Genomic DNA, 19962 nt, shown 5'->3' with positions numbered 1-19962 from the left:
AGACACCAACAGACTGAACCCAATAAAAGATTTCTAGCAACTATGACAGGCCACAAACCAGGCTGCTTGGTACGTTTACTAGCGTTAATAGGAACCATACTTGGGGGCTTATTATAAAAATTCATAACGCTCAATTAGTGAAAATTGGCGTATAGATAATTGGAAAAATCTATAAATTCCGTAATGTAGCTACTCTATCCTATCTTTTGCCTGCTTCAAGTGACAGAGATGGTTGCCATCGCGGACATCTCGACCCCGCACTACGACTCCTCACGAAACACCGTTGCGTCTAAAGAGGCTTGCACCTGCTGGCTTAACTGCTCTAGGTCTTCATACACTGGCGCCATCTCTCCTAAAGGAGGCATGGGGATAAGCACACTCACGGCAACCCAGGGTAAACGACTCCCGCGACTCCACTGGTATTGTTGATCGCGCCAAAACCAATGGTAAGGAGCGGGATGACCGTTTTGAGGCGTAGCATACCACTGGGCTACAGCAAAGGTTTGAGCCGCATTCCAAGCTCGAAATGTATTGAGCATTAGGTTATCCACCCGCAAACGACGCTGGTTAGACGTTTGCCACTTTTGCGCCCCTTGTAGATCAATCCACTCCACTTCGGGTTGATCGGTGGATACCCCTTGCGGTTTCAAAAAAAGCACCATTTGCTGTGGCGTCGCTTCACCGAGGCGATTCAGTTGCTGCACCGACCATTGATCGCCACCAAGCTGAATTTTCTGCTGAAACTCCTGTGACCAGCCTTCTAAGGCCAATCCGTTTTCCTTTAAAGCTCGAATATCTCGAATTTGCTCAACATCAGGGGGCGATTGCCACGGCCATTGGGCAGAAAAATATTGAGGCAAGGCCACAACGGTAATGATGAGCGCCAAAATAGCGACTACCAGCCATTTGAACTGAAAGCGAGCCTTGGAATCGGACGAGGAAAAAGACACAGCCATGATTTCACAAGTTATCCACAGGAGGTTGAAATATCGGCTGGGTGACCGCTATCTCCAAACATTGAGCCCAACCATCAAAAGTCTAGGGGGGGTGTCGACGATGGTGCGGCCGATGCTGTAGCCGTGCTCGCACTCACCCTAGCCGCCTCTAATTTTTCAGGAATATGGGTTTGAATCGCATTGACTGTGAGCACCAAAGACCCCAACATGACTGCCGAGTAGACATCCCCACCCCAACTGTCATGCAACCAGTAGAAGGCTTCGGACATGCTGTTGCCATGGAAAAACGTCAAGATCGTGTTGCGTAGAATATTGCCAATGACACTCACTAAAACAATGCCCACAAAAAATATCCCTGTGCGCAATCTTGAGCGATAGATGCCGGTCCAGTAGGTCAGCACTAACCCCATATATAGACTGGTAAAGAGCATTTTTAACCCGGCACAGTGGGGGGCAACCTCTACCAGCTGCTGGTTCATGGTCAGATAGATGTTATTGACCTCAACGTCATAGCCAAACCCATGGAGAATTGCCCCAGCGACGGTGGCGATAAAGCGCTGCAACGGCAGAATATAGGGCTCGATTAGGTACGGCAGCTGAGTGGGGGTGGAAAAGAGGACCAATATCAGTGGAAACAACATGAGCTTGAATCCAGCTCGTCCTTTGAGGCAAAGTAGCAAACCAGCCAGCATCAAAGGCAGTGAAAGGTTGAGCGCATCCATGACGCCACTGGTGTAAAACACTAGGGCCACGGCCAGACAAGCAAGGCCAGACCAATGGCAATAATCTGGCAAGCGCGCCCACGTTTGTCGCTTATCCCACACCAGTTTTGCGGCCAAAGGAATTCCTAAGATGCCATGGCTAAAATATTCGTGTTGAATACTAATGTCTTTATTGACCCAGCCGTCCCATACCCAGTGATAGAGCAGCGGACCATAGAGAATTACCAAAAAACTGAGGAGAATCAGCTCGGTTAACCATCGGGATGATTTGGGCTGAGAAAGGCTAATCATGATCTTTCAATGGCTAGTGAGGAACGTCAGATTAAAACGGGTGCAGCTTGGATGTGCTTGGTTACGGCTTCGACCACATAGGTCAATTGGTCTTCGGTCATGCCGGGGTACATGGGTAACGATAGGATTTGCTGGCTCAGCCGTTCGGCTACGGGAAAATCGCCGGGTCGATAATCTAGATGGTGAAATGCCGGTTGGAGATGACAGGGCACCGGATAGTGAATGCCGGCTTGAATACCCTGGACCGCGAGTTCTTGCTGTAATCTTGTCCGATCAATGGCACAGTCGTCAGTTAAGCGAATGACATATAGGTGATAAACATGGCCACTGCCACTATGATTCACCATGGGCCTGAGCCCAGCCTGAGAAAGGGGGGCAAGGGCTTGGTCATAGAGTTTGGCAAGGCGGTTGCGATCGCAGTTCCACTTGGCCAAATGCGCCAGCTTAATATTCAATATGGCGGCCTGCAACGTGTCTAAGCGACTGTTCGTCCCCCCCGGATCCGTATGGTAGTACTTACGGGTGGACCCATAATTCCGTAGGGATTTCACCGTTTGGGCCACCAGTTCTCGCTGGGTAACGACCATGCCGCCATCCCCCATGGCCCCCAAATTTTTACTGGGATAAAAACTAAACGCCGCCGCTAAGCCCACACTTCCAGCCATCACGCCATCCCGTTCGGCACCATGGGCCTGGGCAGCGTCTTCAAAAATAATCACATCATGGCGCTCTGAAAGGCGACGCAACGTCTTGGGGCAAACCATTTGCCCATAGAGATGCACAGGTATGATCGCCCGTGTTCTGCCATTAATAGCCCGCTCTGCCGCCGCTAAATCAATCAGCCCAGTCTCTAAGTCGCAGTCTACAAAGATAGGTGTGGCACCTGCTTGTAGCACACCAATCAATGTGGCGACAAACGTATTCACGGGCAAAATCACTTGGTCACCGGGGCCCAAACCGCACGCACGCAGTCCTAAGGTCAACGCATCGGTGCCTGAGCCGACACCCACCCCAAACCGAGTTTGGCAGGTGGACGCGAATGTCTGTTCAAACTGACTAACCGCATTACCAAGAATATAGTCACCCCGAGCAGCGACAGCTGCCATAGCCGCCATTAGCTCGTCCTGCAAGGGAACGTGCTGCAGGGCAAGATCAACAAAGGGAACAACGGGTGTATTCGCCATGGCATAAAGTTTTTAAGACAGCCAGCATTTACAAAATATTCCCTAAGCTAGGACCATTTGAACTGCCCCTATTACAATTAGGTGCCACAGAGGGAACGTATTCGGACGTTTCTATCTTTAAGTGTGTCCCCAGAATTTGCAGATTGGACATCCCCTAACCATAAAATCTCGATGAAGCTTGAGAAATGCCTTTGTCTCTACTTGAGAATCGACGCAGGTAATCGAGCACTTGAGGGGAAGCAGATCTGAGCAATATGGGTGACCTCCATCGGGTCATACCATTGGTCATCGCCCACGTTATATCCCCCACAATCTATGGACGTTCCCACAGCCCAACAGGTCGTTATTACCCAAGCCAACAAAGACCAGGACGATACATTTTTAGCGCGACTACAGCAGCAACAGCCCCCGGTGCCTGGCCAGGTCACCTCCCTACTACTGGCGTTAAAGGTACTTTACGAACACCTCAAAACGGCGACCACCCTTGACCGGGAGCTAGCCCATGCATTGCACCAACTCGCCTATGCAGGCCGACAGTTCTATGAGCGGGGCAAACACCTCAACATTGAATGGCCCCCCTTATTAAATGAGGATCTAGAAAGAATTGCGATCGCAGTCGCTAAAATTTTCCAAGGCGACCTTAAGAACAGTCCTTAGTGGCTACGCCCTTGTAGAAGTAACCAATCAACTTGGGTAAATCTTGCGCATAAAATTCATCCCAGCGCACCTGATCAAACGCCGATTCCACCAAACTGGCCATGGGCCGATCCAAATGGCACCCATCGGCAATTCGCCGCTGTAGTGGCGTGACTCGGCGCTGCCAATTACCAACGCCCCGCTCAGGGCTAATGCCGTGCTCAATAAAGAAAAATTGTCCCCCCGGCTTGAGCACCCGATAGACTTCCGCCAGGGCTGTTTGAATGTGGGGAATGCTGCATAGGGTCCAAGTACAGACCACCGCATCAAAGTGATCGGCGTCCATTGGCAGCGCTTCTGCACTGGCCGTTTCTAGGGTCACCGGAATAGTCGTTGATTGTATGCGCGAAGTTGCGATCTCAGCCATACCCTGGTTCGGATCAATGGCGGTCAGGGACGTCACACCAGCACCATAAAACGGCAAGTTCAACCCCGTCCCAAATCCAATTTCTAAGACCACACCCTGCACATCTTGCAGCAGTGCCTGACGATAGCTACTGAGCTCACGCCCCGACATGGTTAAGTCCAATAAGCGTGGAAAAATCAACCGTGAATAAAATCCCATCTAGCTCCTTGCAAACTATCCACGGTATCTTCCGCAAACATCAATACTGCCTGCCCAAATAGTAGTATCTTGTTGACCTCACCGCTTATCACTAACGACTCTATGGACTCACTGAAGGGACGGGATCTGCTCAGCATGGCAGATTTAAATAGTACAGAGCTGCACACCTTACTAGATTTCGCAGCAGAACTGAAAGCGGGGACCCGTCAGCCCAAGTGCCCCAATAAAGTACTGGGGCTCGTTTTTTCCAAAGCATCCACCCGCACCCGTGTCAGTTTTTCCGTTGCCATGTATCAGCTTGGGGGGCAAGTCCTAGACTTAAATGCCAGCGTCACCCAAGTAGGTCGGGGAGAACCCACAACCGATACAGCCCGAGTCCTCGATCGCTATCTAGATGTCGTTGCCATTCGCACCTTCCAGCAATCTGAAATCGAAGAATTTGCCGAATACGCCTCCATTCCAGTCATCAATGCCCTCACCGATCTGGAACATCCTTGTCAGACCCTGGCCGATCTGCTCACCCTAAAGGAAGCATTTGGCAGCTTAGACAACCTCACCATGACCTATTTGGGTGATGGCAATAATGTGGCCCATTCCCTGCTCTTGGGGTGCGCCCTAGCTGGGGTTAATATCCGAGTCGCAACCCCAGAAGGATATGCCCCCAATCAAGCGGTTGTAGATCAAGCCATTGCCCTGAGCCAGGGCCGCAGTGAAGTCATGATCACGACAGACCCCAAAGCCGCCGTTGAAAATAGCCACGCTCTTTACACCGACGTTTGGGCCAGCATGGGTGAAGAATCGGAAGCAGAGGACAGAATTCCGAAATTTCAGCCCTACCAAATCAATCAATCAATGCTAGACCTGGCCCATCAGCAAGCCATCGTACTCCACTGCCTGCCTGCCCACCGTGGCGAAGAAATCACCCACGACGTCATGGAAGGCCCCCACTCTAAATTATGGGACCAGGCCGAAAACCGACTCCATGCGCAAAAGGCCCTACTTGCGGCTATTTTGAACGCAACTTAAACCCGGCGAGGACAGCCAAACCACTTAGAATTGCGACGCCAAGCAGACCGGATAAGGGGTTGCCATGGATGCCTGTCATCCACTCGGGCACCTGCCCCGAGGGAATAACCAAGTCCGCTACATCCACTATGTAGTAGCCCCAAACCAAACCAGCATGTAACCCCATGGGTAAACCGAGGCTTTGGAACCTGGTGGGATAGCGACTGATATGTCGCATGGCTCCTAAAATTAGGCCTAAAAGCAAAAGCCCCAAAAATTGGGGAGACGTGCTGATGATGTCTGGCAATGGCTTAATAAAATGAGCCACTGCAAAAATAAAACCACTCCAAAAAATTGCCTGATACTTGGACACACCCGTGCCAAGTTCCGTGAGCAACCAACCTCGGAATAGGAGTTCTTCTGCCAGACCTATGCCGAGGGCCACCCCCAACCCTTCTAAGGCAATTGTTGTGATGCCCCTAGGGTGCAGTGTGGCCCAACCCAGAAAAACTTCTAAACCAAATAAACCAACGACTAGGCCTAAGCCAAGGGCCAGTGCGATCGCGCTGTCCTTAAAAAAACGCTTCACAAAAACTAACCCGTACTGGTCGAAAGGGCGCAACCAGCCATGGACACCACGGCCCCACAACCAAGCATGGCCAAGGAAACAAAGATATAAAGCGATCAGGGCAAGGGTGCTAGCCAGTGCACCTTGGTTAGCCACATACCCTGCCCCATAGGTCAGCAGGGCCAAGGGGCTCCACAGTAAAAGCAAGAGCGCAAAAAAAATCAAAATTCGCCAGGGCAGCGCAACACAAGCCAATTGCTGATAACGCAGACGTTGCACCATAGCTAAACAATCACTACACCGTGACTAACGGCCATCGCCCTATTCATCCGGTTCAATCGTACTCGTCAAACCCTTCGAACGCAGCATTTCACTGTAAAACTCTGCGTGCTCTAGTTCGCACGTAATCACCAGACCCACACCAGCATTATGGGCCTGCATCATAATATCGACTGCCTGAGGTACGGAAAGACTAGGGACCGTTTGTACCAAAGATTCAACGACATATTCCATAGAGTTGAAATCATCGTTATGTAACAACACTCGATAGCGGGGGGCATGCTTCCGCTTATTAGTGGTCCCTGTCTTTTCAATCGTCCCAGTAGACACCATGACTATCTAATCCTTGCCATCAAGCAAACTTTCGTACTAAACCGCCGCCGCTTCAAAAAAGCAGCAAACCACAGGATTTCACACCGTTTTTAATTTTAACCAGAACTTATCTGAAAGCCAGTAAACAAATCGCCAAATCGAGTTTAGACAAGGCATTAAGAGATAGTCCGCATCCTAACAAGCTTTAAGATTACGAAATGAATAATAAAAAGCAAGGTTTCGAAACACAGTTAGTGATAGCGTAATACCTAATTTAACAAAAATTGATCTTTCCAGCCTCAGTCACAGTAGCCAATGGCTAAATACTTTCTCATCCCTTGAGGAGCAATCGTTTGAGGCATTAACCCACCCAAAAAACAGCAGATATCCATCGTTATCAATTTAATTGGAAATTCTATTTTTCAAAAAATGAATACCATAAATCCTGGACAAATTGTCTATCTCGAATGCCTAGATAAGCGTCTCTACGCAGAAGCAATCCAAGTGGCTGGCTCGGTTAGACTATGGTGCCGCCCCCTGATGCTAGTGTCGAACCTGCCGCACGATTCTCACCAACAACAAGCAGTTATTGCAGATGCTGCCATTGATCCTGAAACTTGCAGCCTAGAACTCTTCGATCTTAAAACTGCTCCTGACCTTGTTTGGCCGCTTGAGAGCTTTAAAATGGCCTTTGATACCGACTTCTTCGCCCTGCTCTTTCACCTACGCATCATGGACAACAGCGAAGCTGAAGGCCCTGCCAAACAACAATTTCAACATTTCCTACATAGCTGCTGGCAGCATGGAACCAAAGGCTATGACACTCCCCAAGCACCGAGAAAACTGATCTCCATTCGCTAATCAGTTCACCTTAATTACTGAGGTGTCTGGAGACATCAACCCAACGCATCAAGCTTGTGCCTACCGCATGCTAGGCACAAGCTTGATGCGTCCTTCATCCATTTCACTCATCAGTAGCTCAAGGGCTTCGTAGTCCACCTCTGAGATATAGCCTAAGCGGGATAGTTCTGAGTTGATCTGTTCTTCGATGTCTGGGGTCAACTGTTTGGTGTAGAGGGCTTTTTCTACCAACTGACGAATCGCGAATGAATGCATGGCACTTTCCTTAGCAAGGCTTTGTGGTCGAAGCTTCAAGGCCGACAGGTCAATGCCAGAGGGTCAGTGACCTACGCTATTTCAAGTGAAACTTTTGGTGTTGTTGTCCTCAGTGATCCGCATCACTCACACTGACATGCAAAGGATATATCAATGGAAAAAGTAGCTATGGCTACGGTTCTAGGGAAATACTTTCTGGAAACTTTAAACAATCAGGCAAAACATCAAGATTCCACAAATCGGTGATTCCCATCTGGGCACGCTTAGAGTCATCAAGCTAGCTTCGGAGACATACGAAAAGGTCGTGGTCTAACACTCATTTAAATCTACGAAAACTCTTAGGAGACTGATTATGTATAGTGTTGAAACTTCAGTTAAAGTTGTTCGACCTGAAGGCGCTTTAACCGCTGCCAATGCTGATGCTTTTAAGGAAGAAATGCTATCGGCTATTACATCTGGCAGTACGAATGAAGTGGCAATTGATATGGCAGCCGTGGATAGTGTAGACAATTCTGGCTTAGTTGCTCTGCTAGCTGGTTTTGACACAGCGAAACGTCACAGCAAGCGCATCAGTGTCCGCGATGTGGCTCCTTCAGTACGCATTGTGTTTGAACTCGCCCAATTAGACCGTGCTGTATCCATCGTGGACCAGCCCAACTTACAGGCGGCGTAAGGACACTTTGCCTTGACCAATGTCCGCATGGGAGAGCTTTGGTTTTAGTCTTGCAAACTTAGCGCTGCGAACAGCGGGTGTGTTGATGCCACACCCGCTGTTCTGTTAGAGCGTCGGGCCCTCCCTGGGAATCAGCTATAGTTTATGTCTAAGTTGATTTTGAATTGCCGTGGCCACTGCTATAGACCAATTGATTACCCCAGATATTGCCCGCCCAGCACGCTACCTGGGCAATGAACTGGGGGCAGTGCATAAAGATTGGCAAAGCACCGCCATTCGGTGGGTTCTGACCTATCCAGAAATATATGAGGTAGGCGCTTCCAACCTTGGCCACATCATTCTTTACAGCATTATTAATCAACAGCCTAGGCAGCTGTGCGATCGCGCCTATTTACCTGGAGCCGACTTAGTCCAAAAACTAAAGGATAGCGGCACCCCTCTGTTTGCCGTCGAGTCACGGCGCCATTTAATCGACTTCGATATTTTGGGCTTTAGCCTCAGCTATGAACTGGGAGCCACCAATATCTTAGAAATGCTGTCTTTAGCCGGCATTCCCCTCACCTGGCAAGAACGCCATAGCGAGGAACCCTGGGACGCAGCCAGTTGGCCCATGATCTTTGCCGGCGGACAAACCGCCACATCAAATCCCGAACCCTACGCCGATTTCTTTGACTTCATTGCCCTAGGCGACGGTGAGGAGCTCTTACCAGAAATTGGCCTAGTGCTCGAAGAAGGGAAAGCCGCCGGCATGAGCCGCCAGGAAATCCTGCTGGATTTAGCGCAGGTCCCCGGTGTGTACGTGCCCCAGTTTTACTACATGGCAGAGGATGGCTCCGTCCACCCCAATCGCGATGCTGTGCCCCCGAAGGTACTGCGCCGTGTTGCCACACCTATCCCCGACTATTCCATCGGGTTAGTCCCCCACGTACAAACGGTGCACGACCGGCTCACCATTGAGATTCGGCGCGGCTGCACCCGTGGCTGTCGTTTTTGCCAACCCGGCATGCTCACCCGTCCCGCCCGCGATGTTGCTCCAGAACAGGTGGTAGACACCATAGAACGCGGCATGAGGGCTACGGGTTACAACGAATTCTCCCTACTCTCCCTCAGCTGCTCAGATTACCTCGCGCTACCCGCCGTAGGCGTAGAAGTAAAAAATCGCCTCAAAAACGACAACGTTTCCCTATCCCTGCCCAGCCAGCGGGTAGACCGATTTGACGAGAACATTGCCCATATCGTCGGCGGCACTCGCAAAACCGGCCTCACCTTTGCCCCTGAAGCAGGCACCCAGCGGATGAGGGATATCATCAACAAAGGCTTAACCAACGAAGAACTCCTACGGGGCGTCAAAACCGCCCATGAACAAGGGTGGGATAAGGTAAAACTCTATTTCATGATCGGCTTACCGGGGGAAACCGACGCCGATGTCTTAGGTATTGCCGAAACAGTGCAGTGGCTGCGTCGAGAATGTCGCATGAAGGGGCGTCGGTCCCTCAACTTCAACATCACGGTTTCTAACTTCACTCCAAAACCCCACACCCCCTTCCAGTGGCACTCCGTTTCTACCAGCGAATTTGAGCGCAAGCAAGTCATGCTCAAAGAAGTCTTTCGCTCTATCCGGGGCGTGAAGGTCAACTTTACCGATGTGCGCATTTCCGCCATGGAAGATTTTGTCGGTCGGGGCGATCGACGGCTCGCACCGGTGGTCAAACGAGCCTGGGAATTAGGGGCTGGCATGGATGCTTGGTGGGAAAGCTTGGAACGCGCTTTCAATGCTTGGACCCAGGCCATTGATGATGCCGGACTGACCTGGAAATATCGCCAAGTAGCGGCAGGGGAATGGAATATTGGAGAATCCCTAGAGCAAGAGCTGTCCGCCCCTGAGGCAGCCGACCGTTGGCAAGCTGCCATGGATGCGCCCTTGCCCTGGGACCACCTAGACACGGGTATTGACAAAGGTTGGCTGCAAGAAGACCTACGCCGAGCCTTAGCAGCAGCCGTGGTGCCAGATTGTTCGTTTGAGGGCTGCTCCCACTGTGGGGTGTGTGGCACAGATTTTGGCCACAACGTGGTGGTGCCGCCCCTGCCTATTCCCACATTTGAAGGCCACAGTAAACCCAAATCCGATCGAGTACAGCGCCTGCGCATCACCCTGGGCAAATTGGGGGATATGTCCCTCATTGGGCACCTAGATCTAGCCCGCATGTTAGACCGCGCAGTGAGACGAGCCGCATTACCTATCTCATTTACTGGGGGCTATCATCCAGGTCCTAGAATTGCACCCGCCAATGCCTTGCCGCTGGGGGCCACCAGTTCTGGGGAAGTGGTGGACTTTGAACTGACGGAAACCACGGATGCAGATAGTTTTCGGCAGCTGCTGCAGGCACAGTTGACCGATAGTCTGCCAATTTATGATGTGCAAATCGTTGACCTGAAGGCTCCATCTGCCACCAGAGCACTAGCAGCGGCGGACTATCTCTTGGCATTCGGGACATCCGATGGCTTAGCTACCAGCGCCTGGCAACAGTGGGTCGATAAGATATTGAGCCAAGCCGAAATTTTAGCGACCCACACGACCAAATCTGGCAAAGTCAAGCAGATTAATTTGCGAGAACGGTTACATCAGTTGGAAATGGTGACCGAATTACCCGCCCATCTCCCCAGTAGTGTCAAACAGAAATTGATAGCTTCTGGCGATGTGGTTGTGCGCTATGTTGGCAGCTGCCGCAATGATGGCAATATGTTGAGACCCGAACAGGTGCTGCGGATGTTCGAAATGCAACAGCCAGGAGACGGTGACCACACCATTGCCCTAGGGCACGTCCATCGCCAAACGTTGATGCTTGAAGAAGGTACACAATCTTGAGTTATGGCTAGCCCGGAATGAATTCAGCTATGAACCTTGGTGCTCGGTGGATTGCGATCGCTAGTTTCGGAGGAGCGGCCCTAGGCAGCGGTCATGCCCTAGCCACATCACCGCCAGAGGCCATTATTCCTGCTGTCCGGCAGATCAACAACGAACAACCCGTCACTGACATACCGCCCTCCGCAACCGCAGATGCCCCCTCGGAGCGTAGTTTTACCGTCCCCAGTCTCTGGTGGCAACAACAACAACAAGGAAACTCCATTAATCAACGATTAATCGATACGTGGAGCGCCTACGACAGCAGCGTGAGTGCCATTCCCCATGTAGACGTTTTAGTGAACGGGCAGATTTGGCCGCTGCTTAACTATCTTGAGCAATATGCGTTCATCACACAGTTTGGGGAAAGTGCCAAAGCCTATGGTTACCAGCTACGTATCTTTACGGGGAATCGCCTCGTAGGTTTGCACGTATGCCAGTTTTCAGAGGCACCTTCCTTCAATGCTGACACGGCTGCAAACCCGAACCAAGCTAGTCAAAACTCAGCCGATTCCTGCCGCGTGGAGCTAGATTACTTTGGGCAGGGTGCCATTAGGGGTGGGCGTCGTCGCTAATAAAATTGACCAACTCTGTTTGCAGTGCGGGCAGTAGTGGCAATAGGACCTCTCCATCCTGGGGTAAGGTAGCCATTGCCTCTGGCAACTGCTCTGGAGCACTCACCCCCGGGGAGAAAAACAACGGGGAAAGGCTACCCTTGCTGGCTATGGAAATCTGGGTGGCAATGTCAGGCTGCCAACAAAACTTGAGCCAAGCTTGAGCGTCCTCAGTCAGGTCTGCGTTAATGGGAGAGACCCAGAGATCGCTGGTTAGCACCGTGCCTTCTTCAGGATAGACGGCACCCAACCGCCGATAGCGCACTAAGGTTTCCAGCACATCGTCGCTCCATCCCACGGTTAGCCAAACATCCTCATTCACCAAGGCTTTGAGATGGGCTTGGGAGTCAAAGACCCGCACCTGGCGGTAGAGCGCTAGCAGCTGTTCTTTAACGTCATCTTGAACCAGCGCTGCTTCATCATTCGCAGAATAGCCCAGTGCTTTCAAGGCAATAGCCATGGCAAGCCTGGGGTGATTCGGCATAGCTATGCGTCCAGCTAATTCAGGTCGCCATAAATCAGCCCACTTATGGATGGGCTTAGTCCGTTGGAAAAACGACTTTTGATAGGCAATCATTAGCCCTTGAGTTCTATAGGGCACGGCCCAAAGCAGATCACCCTTAGCCGTTGATTGGCCCTGCCGATCGCGCCGCAGGAGGCGCTGCCATGGTTCAGGCAAACTTTCAAGCGGGGCAAATTCTGATAGCGGCTGAATTAGCTTTTGCCGGATGGCATGGTCTAACCAAGGATCGCCTAGGGTAACAAGATTGGTATCGACACGGTAGGTGTCGGCTACAGCTTCCGCGGGTGCTGCGGGGAACCAACGCCGCCATAGGGGAGGCAGCGGCGCTTTTCGAGACTGCCACCACTGGAGCTGTCGATAAATATCGAGCAAGCTGGTAGATGCTTCAAACTGGGTGGGGGTTGTCTGATCAAATACCTTTAAAACTCGAGATGGTAAGGAACGAGCTAAAAATTTTATTCGCAGGGGAAACGATGTTTGGGGTCGACAGCTTGCGATCGCAAGCCCTAAGCATCCCCACAATACAGTACGCCGCTTGACCATCGTGTTTTACTCAATCGCCTATCTAACCTAGCGCAATTGGGTCACACCCGCGTAATAACTCATTTTGGGGTTCTATTTTTCAACAAACGCAAAAGAGGTAGGGCGTGTGCCCTACCTCTTAAAAAAAGCTATTTATAGCTTTCTATGCCATTGAGACAAATATCCATTTACACAATGAACAGTGTCTAGTTATCAAAAACTGCTGGAGCAGAAAAGCGTGTCTTACCAGCTCCCCACATATCACCCATCACCTTAGGCTGTAGCAAAATATAACCAGAGATGGCAGTTAAATCATCATCGGTCAAACTACGCATCTTGGGAAAGATATCAGTACTACGAGTACTGGGGTGTAGCTCAGAGATTTCGGTTAAACCATCATAGGTAGTGGGATTGTTAAGATAGTCAACCAGCGCTTCCAAGTTATTACGATCGGGATATGCGCCCTCTAGAGCCTCAGGTTCTAGACCCACGTTAGGGTTGGTCTTGGTAATACCTTGCACATGGCAAGTGGCACAAGCATAGTTGAACTTTCTCCGCCCTTGGCTTACCTGCTCTAGGGAAAGTACCACAGTGTCACCCTGCTCATTGAGGGGAATGGTACGGGTCGCTTCATCCAGCTCAGCCGCCATCGCATTGCCGCCAACAAAGAGGTTACCGACAAGAAAAACAGCCGCGACCATCAGCCAAATGCACTTTTTAAACATGATTCTCCTCGAAATGGATCGCCCATCAAATACGCAACACAGCAAAAAGTCTTAAACCTGAAAATCAGGCAACATTCGCGATTTGAAGCTATCTGATATTCAGTTAGCCAATAGTTAATAACTATCATGCCACCGATAGGGTCAATTCCCAAGCCAGTGCAGGGGTTGACTAAATCACTGGCTTGATCGGCACTGGCTGACCGTTATGGGCTCTTTCCAAAGAGACGTGGTTCAAACTGGATGTGGGTACTGGCAACTGATGTAGGCGAATCAGCTGAGCCAGGGTGTCTTTCAACTGTGTGCGAGGAACAATTTTATCGACAAACCCATGCTTTAGCAGGTATTCGGCGGTTTGGAAGTCTTCTGGCAGCTTTTCCCGAAGGGTTTGTTCAACTACGCGACGTCCTGCAAAGCCAATCGTCGCATTAGGCTCTGCCAAAATAATGTCGCCCAGCATGGCAAAACTCGCAGTCACTCCCCCTGTGGTGGGATGGGTGAGGATGGGCATATAGAGTAAACGAGAGTCTTGATGCCGTTCTAGGGCCGCTGAGATCTTGGCCATTTGCATCAAACTCAACATGCCTTCCTGCATGCGAGCGCCGCCAGAGGCACAAACAATGACAACCGGCAGATGATTAGCCGTGGCATGTTCGATCAGTCGGGTGAGCTTTTCGCCCACCACCGAGCCCATGCTGCCACCCATAAAGCGGAAATCCATAACGCCCAGGGCAATGCCTTCGCCATTAATTTGGCCAACGCCGGTTTGGACAGCGTCATTATGTTTGGTCTTAGCCTGCATATCGCGGATGCGATCGCTATAGGCTTTGCGATCGCGAAACCGTAGCGGATCTTGCGGGGATACTTGCTCATTCAAAGGCTGCCAGGTATCCGCATCAATTAGCTGCACGATACGCTCATCGCTAAAAACACGATAGTGATGATCACACTCTGGACAAACCATTTGGTTAGCCCGGAGATCCTTGGAGTAAGTTAGAACCCCACACTCATCACACTTAGTCCAAAGACCGTCGGCGATTTCTCGCTCCTGCCGATCCTGGCTAATGGGGCTTTCTTTCTTACGATTTGCAAACCAATCAAAGAGGGACATAAACCCTAATCTCGATACATAGCGTCCTTCAATCCTACCGGTTCAACCACCCCCCTGGGATAATCCAGCCGGATTTTATCGCCACCACAGATTACAAAGTGCCCTAAAACAGCAACGCCAAATAGGCTTGTACCAAGGCATTGCCGAAAAATATAGTAATTCCTGCACCGAAGGCTAAAAATGGACCGAAGGGTATGGGCTGACGCCGATTAATTACCCCTAAAGCAACCCCCAGCGACCCCACTAATGCGCCCAGGAGTGACGATAGAAAAATACTCAACAGCAACCCTTGCCAGCCCAACCAAGCACCCAACATTGCCACCAGCTTGCCATCGCCACCGCCCATGACTGTTTTGCCAAACACCGCAGCACCCACGAGGCTAATGCCATCAAATAACCACAACCCCAAAATACTGGCAGATACACTGGCCGCTAAGGCTAACGCCACCGACTCACCAGCATCAAAGGCCAAAAATCCTTGGGCCAGCCAGCCTAAACACACACCGGAGATGGTCAGAGGATTCGGGAGGGTCAAGGTATCCACGTCAATCAACGTTAGGGCCACTAACCAACTCACCAAAAGCCAATGGAGAGGAGTGGAGACATGCCAGCCAAAGCGGACAAATAGCATGACAAACAATACCCCACACGCAAACTCCACCAGGGGATAGCGGGGGGAAATAGACACGCGGCAATAGCGGCAGCGTCCCTTCAGCCATAGCCAGCCCACAATAGGCACATTGTCGTAGGGCTTAAGCCGGGTCTGACAACGGGGACAGCGAGACGGTGGGAACAACAACGACATGCCCGCTGGCAGTCGATAGATCACCACATTAAGAAAACTACCGATGGACGCTCCAAATAGGAACGCCAAAACCCAGGGCAGAAAACTGGACATCGGCCTTTAATGTAAGCCCGGCTCTAACTGGGTGAGGGGAATAAAGCTTTCATGGGGCAACAGCACAGGCTTGACACCAAAAATAAGCTTGCCCCGGCGATTGGTGCGCCCAATGGCCACACCAATGGGGCGATCCATCACTTCTGGATGGACTTCGTAATAGGTACGATAGATATGACGAGCAGCCCTCAACAAGGCTGGGTCCAACATGGAAGACGGGGAACGTAAATTGAGCGGACTACGCTGCACACCACTAGCGGCTACGCTCGGATGTACTGCTGCTTGGCCATGATTACCGTACTCTGGTCGTTGTAAAGATGACACGACTGAATACTCCCCCTCGCTTAAGAATACGTTGGCAATGAAATTGCAGCGAATTTCCAGAACTCAGCAATTCATGTGCTGAAAGTATAGCTTTATAGTCCTAATTCGCAAGACTCAGCCATTTTGCGAACTTTTAGATCACTAGAGTCAAGTGCCGTACAATCCGCTGACTGCAATTATTTAGGTCAAATACAGTCATTTAGATAGCCATGTCCCTAGTCACCACCAAAAGCAGCTGAATTATGATTCAGTACAATCATACTAGCTGTCATTTATGGATTCTGCCAGGGCTGAATGGCTGACTCTGTCGCGAAGACAAAGGTGTGCCACACCAGCAACAGGGTGCCCTAGATCAAAATGAAATATCTAGGCCAGCGCTTGCAAAAGGACATCGCCCATGGCCTTACAACCGACCGCCTGCATGCCATCGGCCATAATATCCCCGGTGCGATAGCCCTGGTTGAGAACAGCATCTACCGCTGTTTCAATCATGTCCGCCGCCGCCGGTTGATTGAGGCCATATCGCAGCATCATGGCCGCACTCAACACCTGGGCCAGAGGATTTGCCTTATCTTGGCCAGCAATGTCTGGCGCAGAGCCGTGCACGGGCTCAAATACCCCAGGCCCAGAGGACCCTAGACTGGCAGACGGCAACATGCCAATACTGCCTGTGAGCATGGCGGCGGCATCGGATAGGATATCGCCAAAAAGATTGCCAGTGACGATGGTGTCGAACTGCTTGGGCCAACGCAATAGCTGCATGGCCGCATTGTCTACATACATGTGACTGAGTTCGACATCGCTATAGTCTGCGGCTAGGGCGGTGATGCGATCGCGCCATAGCTGGGACACTTCCAACACATTGGCCTTATCCACCGAGCACAATCGTCCCTGGCGTTTTTTAGCGGCTTCAAAGGCGACCCGGCCAATGCGGTCTATTTCAGAACCTGTATAGGCCAAGGTATTCACCCCACGCTGGTCACCATTGGCATCAAAAATTCCCCGGGGCTGGCCAAAATAAATGCCGCCAGTTAATTCCCGCACCACCATAATATCCACCCCTTCAATGATGTCTCGCTTCAGGGACGATGCATCAATCAACTGGGGCAAAATGGTGGCCGGACGCAAGTTAGCAAATAATTGCAGACCGGAGCGCAAACCGAGCAACCCCGTTTCTGGCCGCTGAGCTCGGGGTAAAGTATCCCACTTATAGCCACCAATGGCCGCTAACAGCACCGCATCACTTTGACGGCAGGTAGCCAAGGTTTCGTCGGGGAGAGGGTTACCCGTTGCGTCAATGGCACAGCCCCCAATGGGCGCCTCAGTAAAATCAAATTGAATCCCTAACTTTGTTCCAACTGCCTTGAGCACATCCACGGCAACCGCCGTAATCTCAGGACCAATGCCGTCACCGGGAAGAAGAGTAATACGAAACTGCTGGGTCATGGAAGTTGGTTTTCTGGTGTATCGGAAACATCATATTGTAAGCACACTAGAGTACTGCAAATGATGGGCGACTACATCTATCTTCATGGGTTTGCATCAAGTCCCCAGTCTTACAAGGGGCAATGCTTACACTCCCATCTAGAAACCGTGGGCATTGATTTACGCCTCCCCGATCTCAACCAGGGGGATTTCAACCACCTCACCCTGACTCGCCAAATTAATCAGATTACCCAGCAGCTCCAGGGCCCAACCACGCTGATTGGCTCTAGCCTGGGGGGCCTGGTCGCCGCTTGGGTAGCTGAACAATCCGCAGCTATTGAACGACTGGTATTACTCGCACCGGCCTTTGACTTTTTGCAACAGTGGTTGCCACGCCTGGGCCAAACACAACTCCAACAGTGGCAATCAACGGGCTGGCTCTCGGTCTACCATTATGGTCTGAAGGCTCAACAAAGGTTGCATTACGACTTTTTAACCGATGCCCAGCGCTATGCAGACCATCAGCTACAGCGGTCACTTCCCACCTTGATTCTCCATGGCACCCAGGATGATGTAATTGCATTGGACGCCAGTCAACGCTATGCCCAAACCCGCCCTTGGGTGACCTTACACCCCCTTGACACGGACCATGGCATGGCCAATGCCATGGGGGAAATTGCGGATGCCGTGGCAGACTTTTGCCATCTGTAAACATCCTGTTAGCGATCGCAGCAAAATGGCACAATAAAAGCCCATTGCACCCCGTTCGCCCATGCTGCCCTTTCTGCGACCTGAGCTAGCTGCGCTTAAAGCCTATCAACCCCATCCGCCCATTCCAGAACCCTACGACCAGCTAGATACCAACGAAAGCCCCATTGATCTGCCCGATACCCTAAAAGCCAGCCTAGCCAAACACTATCAACAGCAGATCCAGGCAAATCGCTACCCAGATGGCGGGCATGGTGCGCTCAAAGCAGCCATCGCCAACTATGTGGCCGAGGCCGAAGCCAGCGTTACAGCCGCCAATATTTCCGTGGGCAACGGCTCAGACGAATTGATCCGGTCAATCCTCATTGCCACCGCCATCAATAACGGCTCCATCTTGGTCGCCAGCCCCACCTTCTCCATGTATGGCATTTTGGCCCAGACCCTAGGCATTGCAGTCATTGACGTCGGTCGTCAAAACAATTTTCAACTAGATTTAGACGCCGCCCAAACCGCCCTACAAGAAAACTCCATTCGAGTCGTCTTCATGGTGCATCCCAATTCACCGACAGCTAACCCCTTAACCACAGCTGAAATCGATTGGCTGCGCCAACTACCCGAAGATATCTTGGTCGTCATCGACGAAGCCTATTTCGAATTTAGCCAACAAACCCTGGTGCAAGAAAGCCTGAACCGGAGTAACTGGGTGGTCTTGCGGACCTTTTCCAAAGCATTTCGATTGGCGGCCCATCGCGTGGGATATGCTATCGCCCAACCACCCCTAATTAATGCCTTAGAAAAGGTGAGGCTGCCCTACAACTTGCCAAGCTTTTCACAAGCCGCAGCCTTAAGCGCCTTAGAACACCGCGGTCAATTACTAGGCACCTTAGAAAACACCGCCACAGAACGCGAGACCATGGCTAGCTGGCTAGCATCGCAACCCACTCTCCAAACCTGGCCAAGCGCATCTAATTTTATCTATTGCCGTTTAAGTGACAAAGCCCTAACCACCCTAGGTATGTCCCAAGCAGAGGGCCTACACCATGTATTTACCCAACTGCGTCAGCGCGGCACTTTAATTCGCCACACTGGCGGTGGATTGCGCATTAGCCTAGGCACAATTGAGGAAAACCAAAGAACTCAAAAGCACCTAGAGGCCGTTCTCACAAACCTTTAGCCGTACCCTGCCAAGTTATGGCCCACAAGGCCCACCTAGGCACCCAGCCCAAGGCGTACTCGCCTTACTGTCTGGGGCAAAACACCCACCATTAGAGCAAACGCTTCGTTGGGAACGTTATCGATCGTACTTTTATCAAAGTAGGTTTTGAACTGATCCAAGATCATCTGAGCCCTATCCACAGAGCGCGGCTGATCGGTAAAGTTTTGCGTGAGGCGAATCCACTGCAAGCGAATTTTCAGCGCCTTCTGATGGTCCTCATGATCCTGGGGCTCAATCAAAGATAAATTCCCCAGGGGAATAATCTTGTGACAGCCTCGATCGAAATCTCCGCCCACAGCCGCGCCGGGGCCTGCGAACTCAGCATAAAACTCACGAAAAATAATCAGACCATTACGGCGACGACTGTTAACAACCAGTAGATCGCCACGATTTATTTTCTTGAGCAAACTATCAACACCTAGCGTTTCATTCACAGGCACATTAGAACTAGAACCGAGGGGGTGTTTGGCTCTCTCAGCCCACCACTTTACCGTACTGTCATCTAAGTGCATGGCATCACCAGAAACGGATTTTGCCTGCACATTGAATATGTGGGGCTTTTGGCCGACCACATGTTCAGGAGATGGTGAATAGCGATGAAAAGACTTGGATTGAGCATCCATCATTTTA

At 51.1% G+C, this 19962-nt stretch carries 22 protein-coding genes; 8 read left to right on the top strand and 14 right to left on the bottom strand.

All coding sequences use genetic code 11. The annotated features are described in order from the left end of the window. Window positions 1-260: 260 nt before the first annotated feature. From IXB28_RS13835 to IXB28_RS13825, 3 genes are all read right to left on the bottom strand, one after another. A complete protein-coding gene (locus IXB28_RS13835) occupies window positions 261-956 on the bottom strand; it encodes a cyanoexosortase B system-associated protein (RefSeq protein WP_215619192.1) in 696 nt (231 codons plus the stop codon). Window positions 957-1030: 74 nt separating this feature from the next. Further along, a complete protein-coding gene (crtB, locus tag IXB28_RS13830; RefSeq protein WP_215619191.1) occupies window positions 1031-1969 on the bottom strand; it encodes a cyanoexosortase B in 939 nt (312 codons plus the stop codon). Between the two features lie 26 nt (window positions 1970-1995). Continuing rightward, on the bottom strand, window positions 1996-3153 hold the full coding sequence (locus IXB28_RS13825) for a DegT/DnrJ/EryC1/StrS family aminotransferase (RefSeq protein WP_215619190.1): 1158 nt from the start codon (window positions 3151-3153) through the stop codon (window positions 1996-1998). A 315-nt stretch (window positions 3154-3468) separates the two neighbouring features. Here IXB28_RS13825 and IXB28_RS13820 point away from each other — a divergent pair, with 315 nt between their 5' ends. After that, complete coding sequence (locus tag IXB28_RS13820) at window positions 3469-3810, top strand: Dethiobiotin synthetase (RefSeq protein ID WP_215619189.1); 342 nt, start codon at window positions 3469-3471, stop codon at window positions 3808-3810. On the opposite strand, the gene IXB28_RS13815 is transcribed toward IXB28_RS13820, so the two are convergent. Then, on the bottom strand, window positions 3794-4414 hold the full coding sequence (locus IXB28_RS13815) for a class I SAM-dependent methyltransferase (protein WP_215619188.1): 621 nt from the start codon (window positions 4412-4414) through the stop codon (window positions 3794-3796). The two genes, IXB28_RS13820 and IXB28_RS13815, sit on opposite strands and share 17 nt — an antisense overlap. A 102-nt stretch (window positions 4415-4516) precedes the next feature. On the opposite strand from IXB28_RS13815, the gene argF reads away from it, so the two are divergent. Then, window positions 4517-5440, top strand: coding sequence for an ornithine carbamoyltransferase (argF, locus tag IXB28_RS13810; RefSeq protein ID WP_215619187.1), 924 nt, complete (start codon window positions 4517-4519; stop codon window positions 5438-5440). Here argF and IXB28_RS13805 read toward each other — a convergent pair. Both IXB28_RS13805 and clpS read right to left on the bottom strand, forming a co-directional pair. After that, complete coding sequence (locus IXB28_RS13805) at window positions 5421-6269, bottom strand: CPBP family intramembrane glutamic endopeptidase (RefSeq protein WP_215619186.1); 849 nt, start codon at window positions 6267-6269, stop codon at window positions 5421-5423. The genes argF and IXB28_RS13805 overlap by 20 nt on opposite strands. Window positions 6270-6308: 39 nt before the next feature. Then, entirely contained in the window at window positions 6309-6599 is a 291-nt protein-coding gene (gene clpS, locus IXB28_RS13800; protein ID WP_215619185.1) for an ATP-dependent Clp protease adapter ClpS, read from the bottom strand. Between the two features lie 408 nt (window positions 6600-7007). Between clpS and IXB28_RS13795 the strand changes: the two genes are divergently transcribed. Then, window positions 7008-7439 (top strand): hypothetical protein, encoded by a 432-nt coding sequence (locus tag IXB28_RS13795; RefSeq protein ID WP_215619184.1) that lies wholly within the window; start codon window positions 7008-7010, stop codon window positions 7437-7439. Window positions 7440-7499: 60 nt separating this feature from the next. Here the strand turns inward: IXB28_RS13795 and IXB28_RS13790 are convergent, their stop codons facing one another. Next, window positions 7500-7694, bottom strand: a complete 195-nt coding sequence (locus IXB28_RS13790; RefSeq protein WP_215619183.1) for a hypothetical protein — start codon at window positions 7692-7694, stop codon at window positions 7500-7502. Window positions 7695-8046: 352 nt separating this feature from the next. On the opposite strand from IXB28_RS13790, the gene IXB28_RS13785 reads away from it, so the two are divergent. From IXB28_RS13785 to IXB28_RS13775, 3 genes are all read left to right on the top strand, one after another. Then, the gene (locus tag IXB28_RS13785; protein WP_215619182.1) at window positions 8047-8367 is read left to right on the top strand and encodes an STAS domain-containing protein; all 321 of its coding nucleotides are present in this window, start codon (window positions 8047-8049) and stop codon (window positions 8365-8367) included. A 169-nt stretch (window positions 8368-8536) separates the two neighbouring features. Further along, a complete protein-coding gene (locus IXB28_RS13780) occupies window positions 8537-11233 on the top strand; it encodes a TIGR03960 family B12-binding radical SAM protein (RefSeq protein WP_215619181.1) in 2697 nt (898 codons plus the stop codon). Window positions 11234-11262: 29 nt separating this feature from the next. Continuing rightward, window positions 11263-11844 carry a hypothetical protein gene (locus tag IXB28_RS13775; protein WP_215619180.1) on the top strand — a complete coding sequence of 194 codons (582 nt, stop codon included), beginning with the start codon at window positions 11263-11265 and terminating at the stop codon, window positions 11842-11844. On the opposite strand, the gene IXB28_RS13770 is transcribed toward IXB28_RS13775, so the two are convergent. The 6 genes from IXB28_RS13770 to leuB all read right to left on the bottom strand — a co-directional run bounded on the left by IXB28_RS13770 (window position 11822) and on the right by leuB (window position 17429). Continuing rightward, window positions 11822-12949 carry an extracellular solute-binding protein gene (locus IXB28_RS13770; protein WP_215619179.1) on the bottom strand — a complete coding sequence of 376 codons (1128 nt, stop codon included), beginning with the start codon at window positions 12947-12949 and terminating at the stop codon, window positions 11822-11824. The genes IXB28_RS13775 and IXB28_RS13770 overlap by 23 nt on opposite strands. Before the next feature lie 185 nt (window positions 12950-13134). Next, window positions 13135-13653: a photosystem II cytochrome c-550 gene (gene psbV, locus IXB28_RS13765; protein ID WP_215619178.1), complete on the bottom strand. Its 519-nt coding sequence runs from the start codon at window positions 13651-13653 to the stop codon at window positions 13135-13137. A 169-nt stretch (window positions 13654-13822) separates the two neighbouring features. Continuing rightward, entirely contained in the window at window positions 13823-14761 is a 939-nt protein-coding gene (gene accD / locus IXB28_RS13760; protein WP_215619177.1) for an acetyl-CoA carboxylase, carboxyltransferase subunit beta, read from the bottom strand. Between the two features lie 103 nt (window positions 14762-14864). Continuing rightward, entirely contained in the window at window positions 14865-15659 is a 795-nt protein-coding gene (locus IXB28_RS13755; RefSeq protein ID WP_215619176.1) for a prepilin peptidase, read from the bottom strand. 6 nt (window positions 15660-15665) lie between these two features. Further along, complete coding sequence (locus IXB28_RS16640; RefSeq protein ID WP_246559789.1) at window positions 15666-15983, bottom strand: hypothetical protein; 318 nt, start codon at window positions 15981-15983, stop codon at window positions 15666-15668. Window positions 15984-16349: 366 nt separating this feature from the next. Then, entirely contained in the window at window positions 16350-17429 is a 1080-nt protein-coding gene (gene leuB / locus IXB28_RS13745; protein ID WP_215619175.1) for a 3-isopropylmalate dehydrogenase, read from the bottom strand. Window positions 17430-17489: 60 nt separating this feature from the next. Between leuB and IXB28_RS13740 the strand changes: the two genes are divergently transcribed. Together IXB28_RS13740 and IXB28_RS13735 are read left to right on the top strand one after the other, a co-directional pair. Further along, window positions 17490-18119, top strand: a complete 630-nt coding sequence (locus tag IXB28_RS13740; protein ID WP_326521044.1) for a YqiA/YcfP family alpha/beta fold hydrolase — start codon at window positions 17490-17492, stop codon at window positions 18117-18119. A 61-nt stretch (window positions 18120-18180) separates the two neighbouring features. Next, window positions 18181-19290: a histidinol-phosphate transaminase gene (locus IXB28_RS13735; protein ID WP_215619174.1), complete on the top strand. Its 1110-nt coding sequence runs from the start codon at window positions 18181-18183 to the stop codon at window positions 19288-19290. A 35-nt stretch (window positions 19291-19325) separates the two neighbouring features. On the opposite strand, the gene IXB28_RS13730 is transcribed toward IXB28_RS13735, so the two are convergent. After that, window positions 19326-19958 carry a hypothetical protein gene (locus IXB28_RS13730; RefSeq protein WP_246559788.1) on the bottom strand — a complete coding sequence of 211 codons (633 nt, stop codon included), beginning with the start codon at window positions 19956-19958 and terminating at the stop codon, window positions 19326-19328. Window positions 19959-19962: the final 4 nt, after the last annotated feature.

Source organism: Leptothoe kymatousa TAU-MAC 1615, assembly GCF_018739865.1.
GTDB classification, from domain to species: domain Bacteria; phylum Cyanobacteriota; class Cyanobacteriia; order Phormidesmidales; family Phormidesmidaceae; genus Leptothoe; species Leptothoe kymatousa.
The sequence above is the reverse complement of the archived record's forward strand: the minus strand, read 5'-3'. Positions and strand labels throughout refer to the sequence as shown.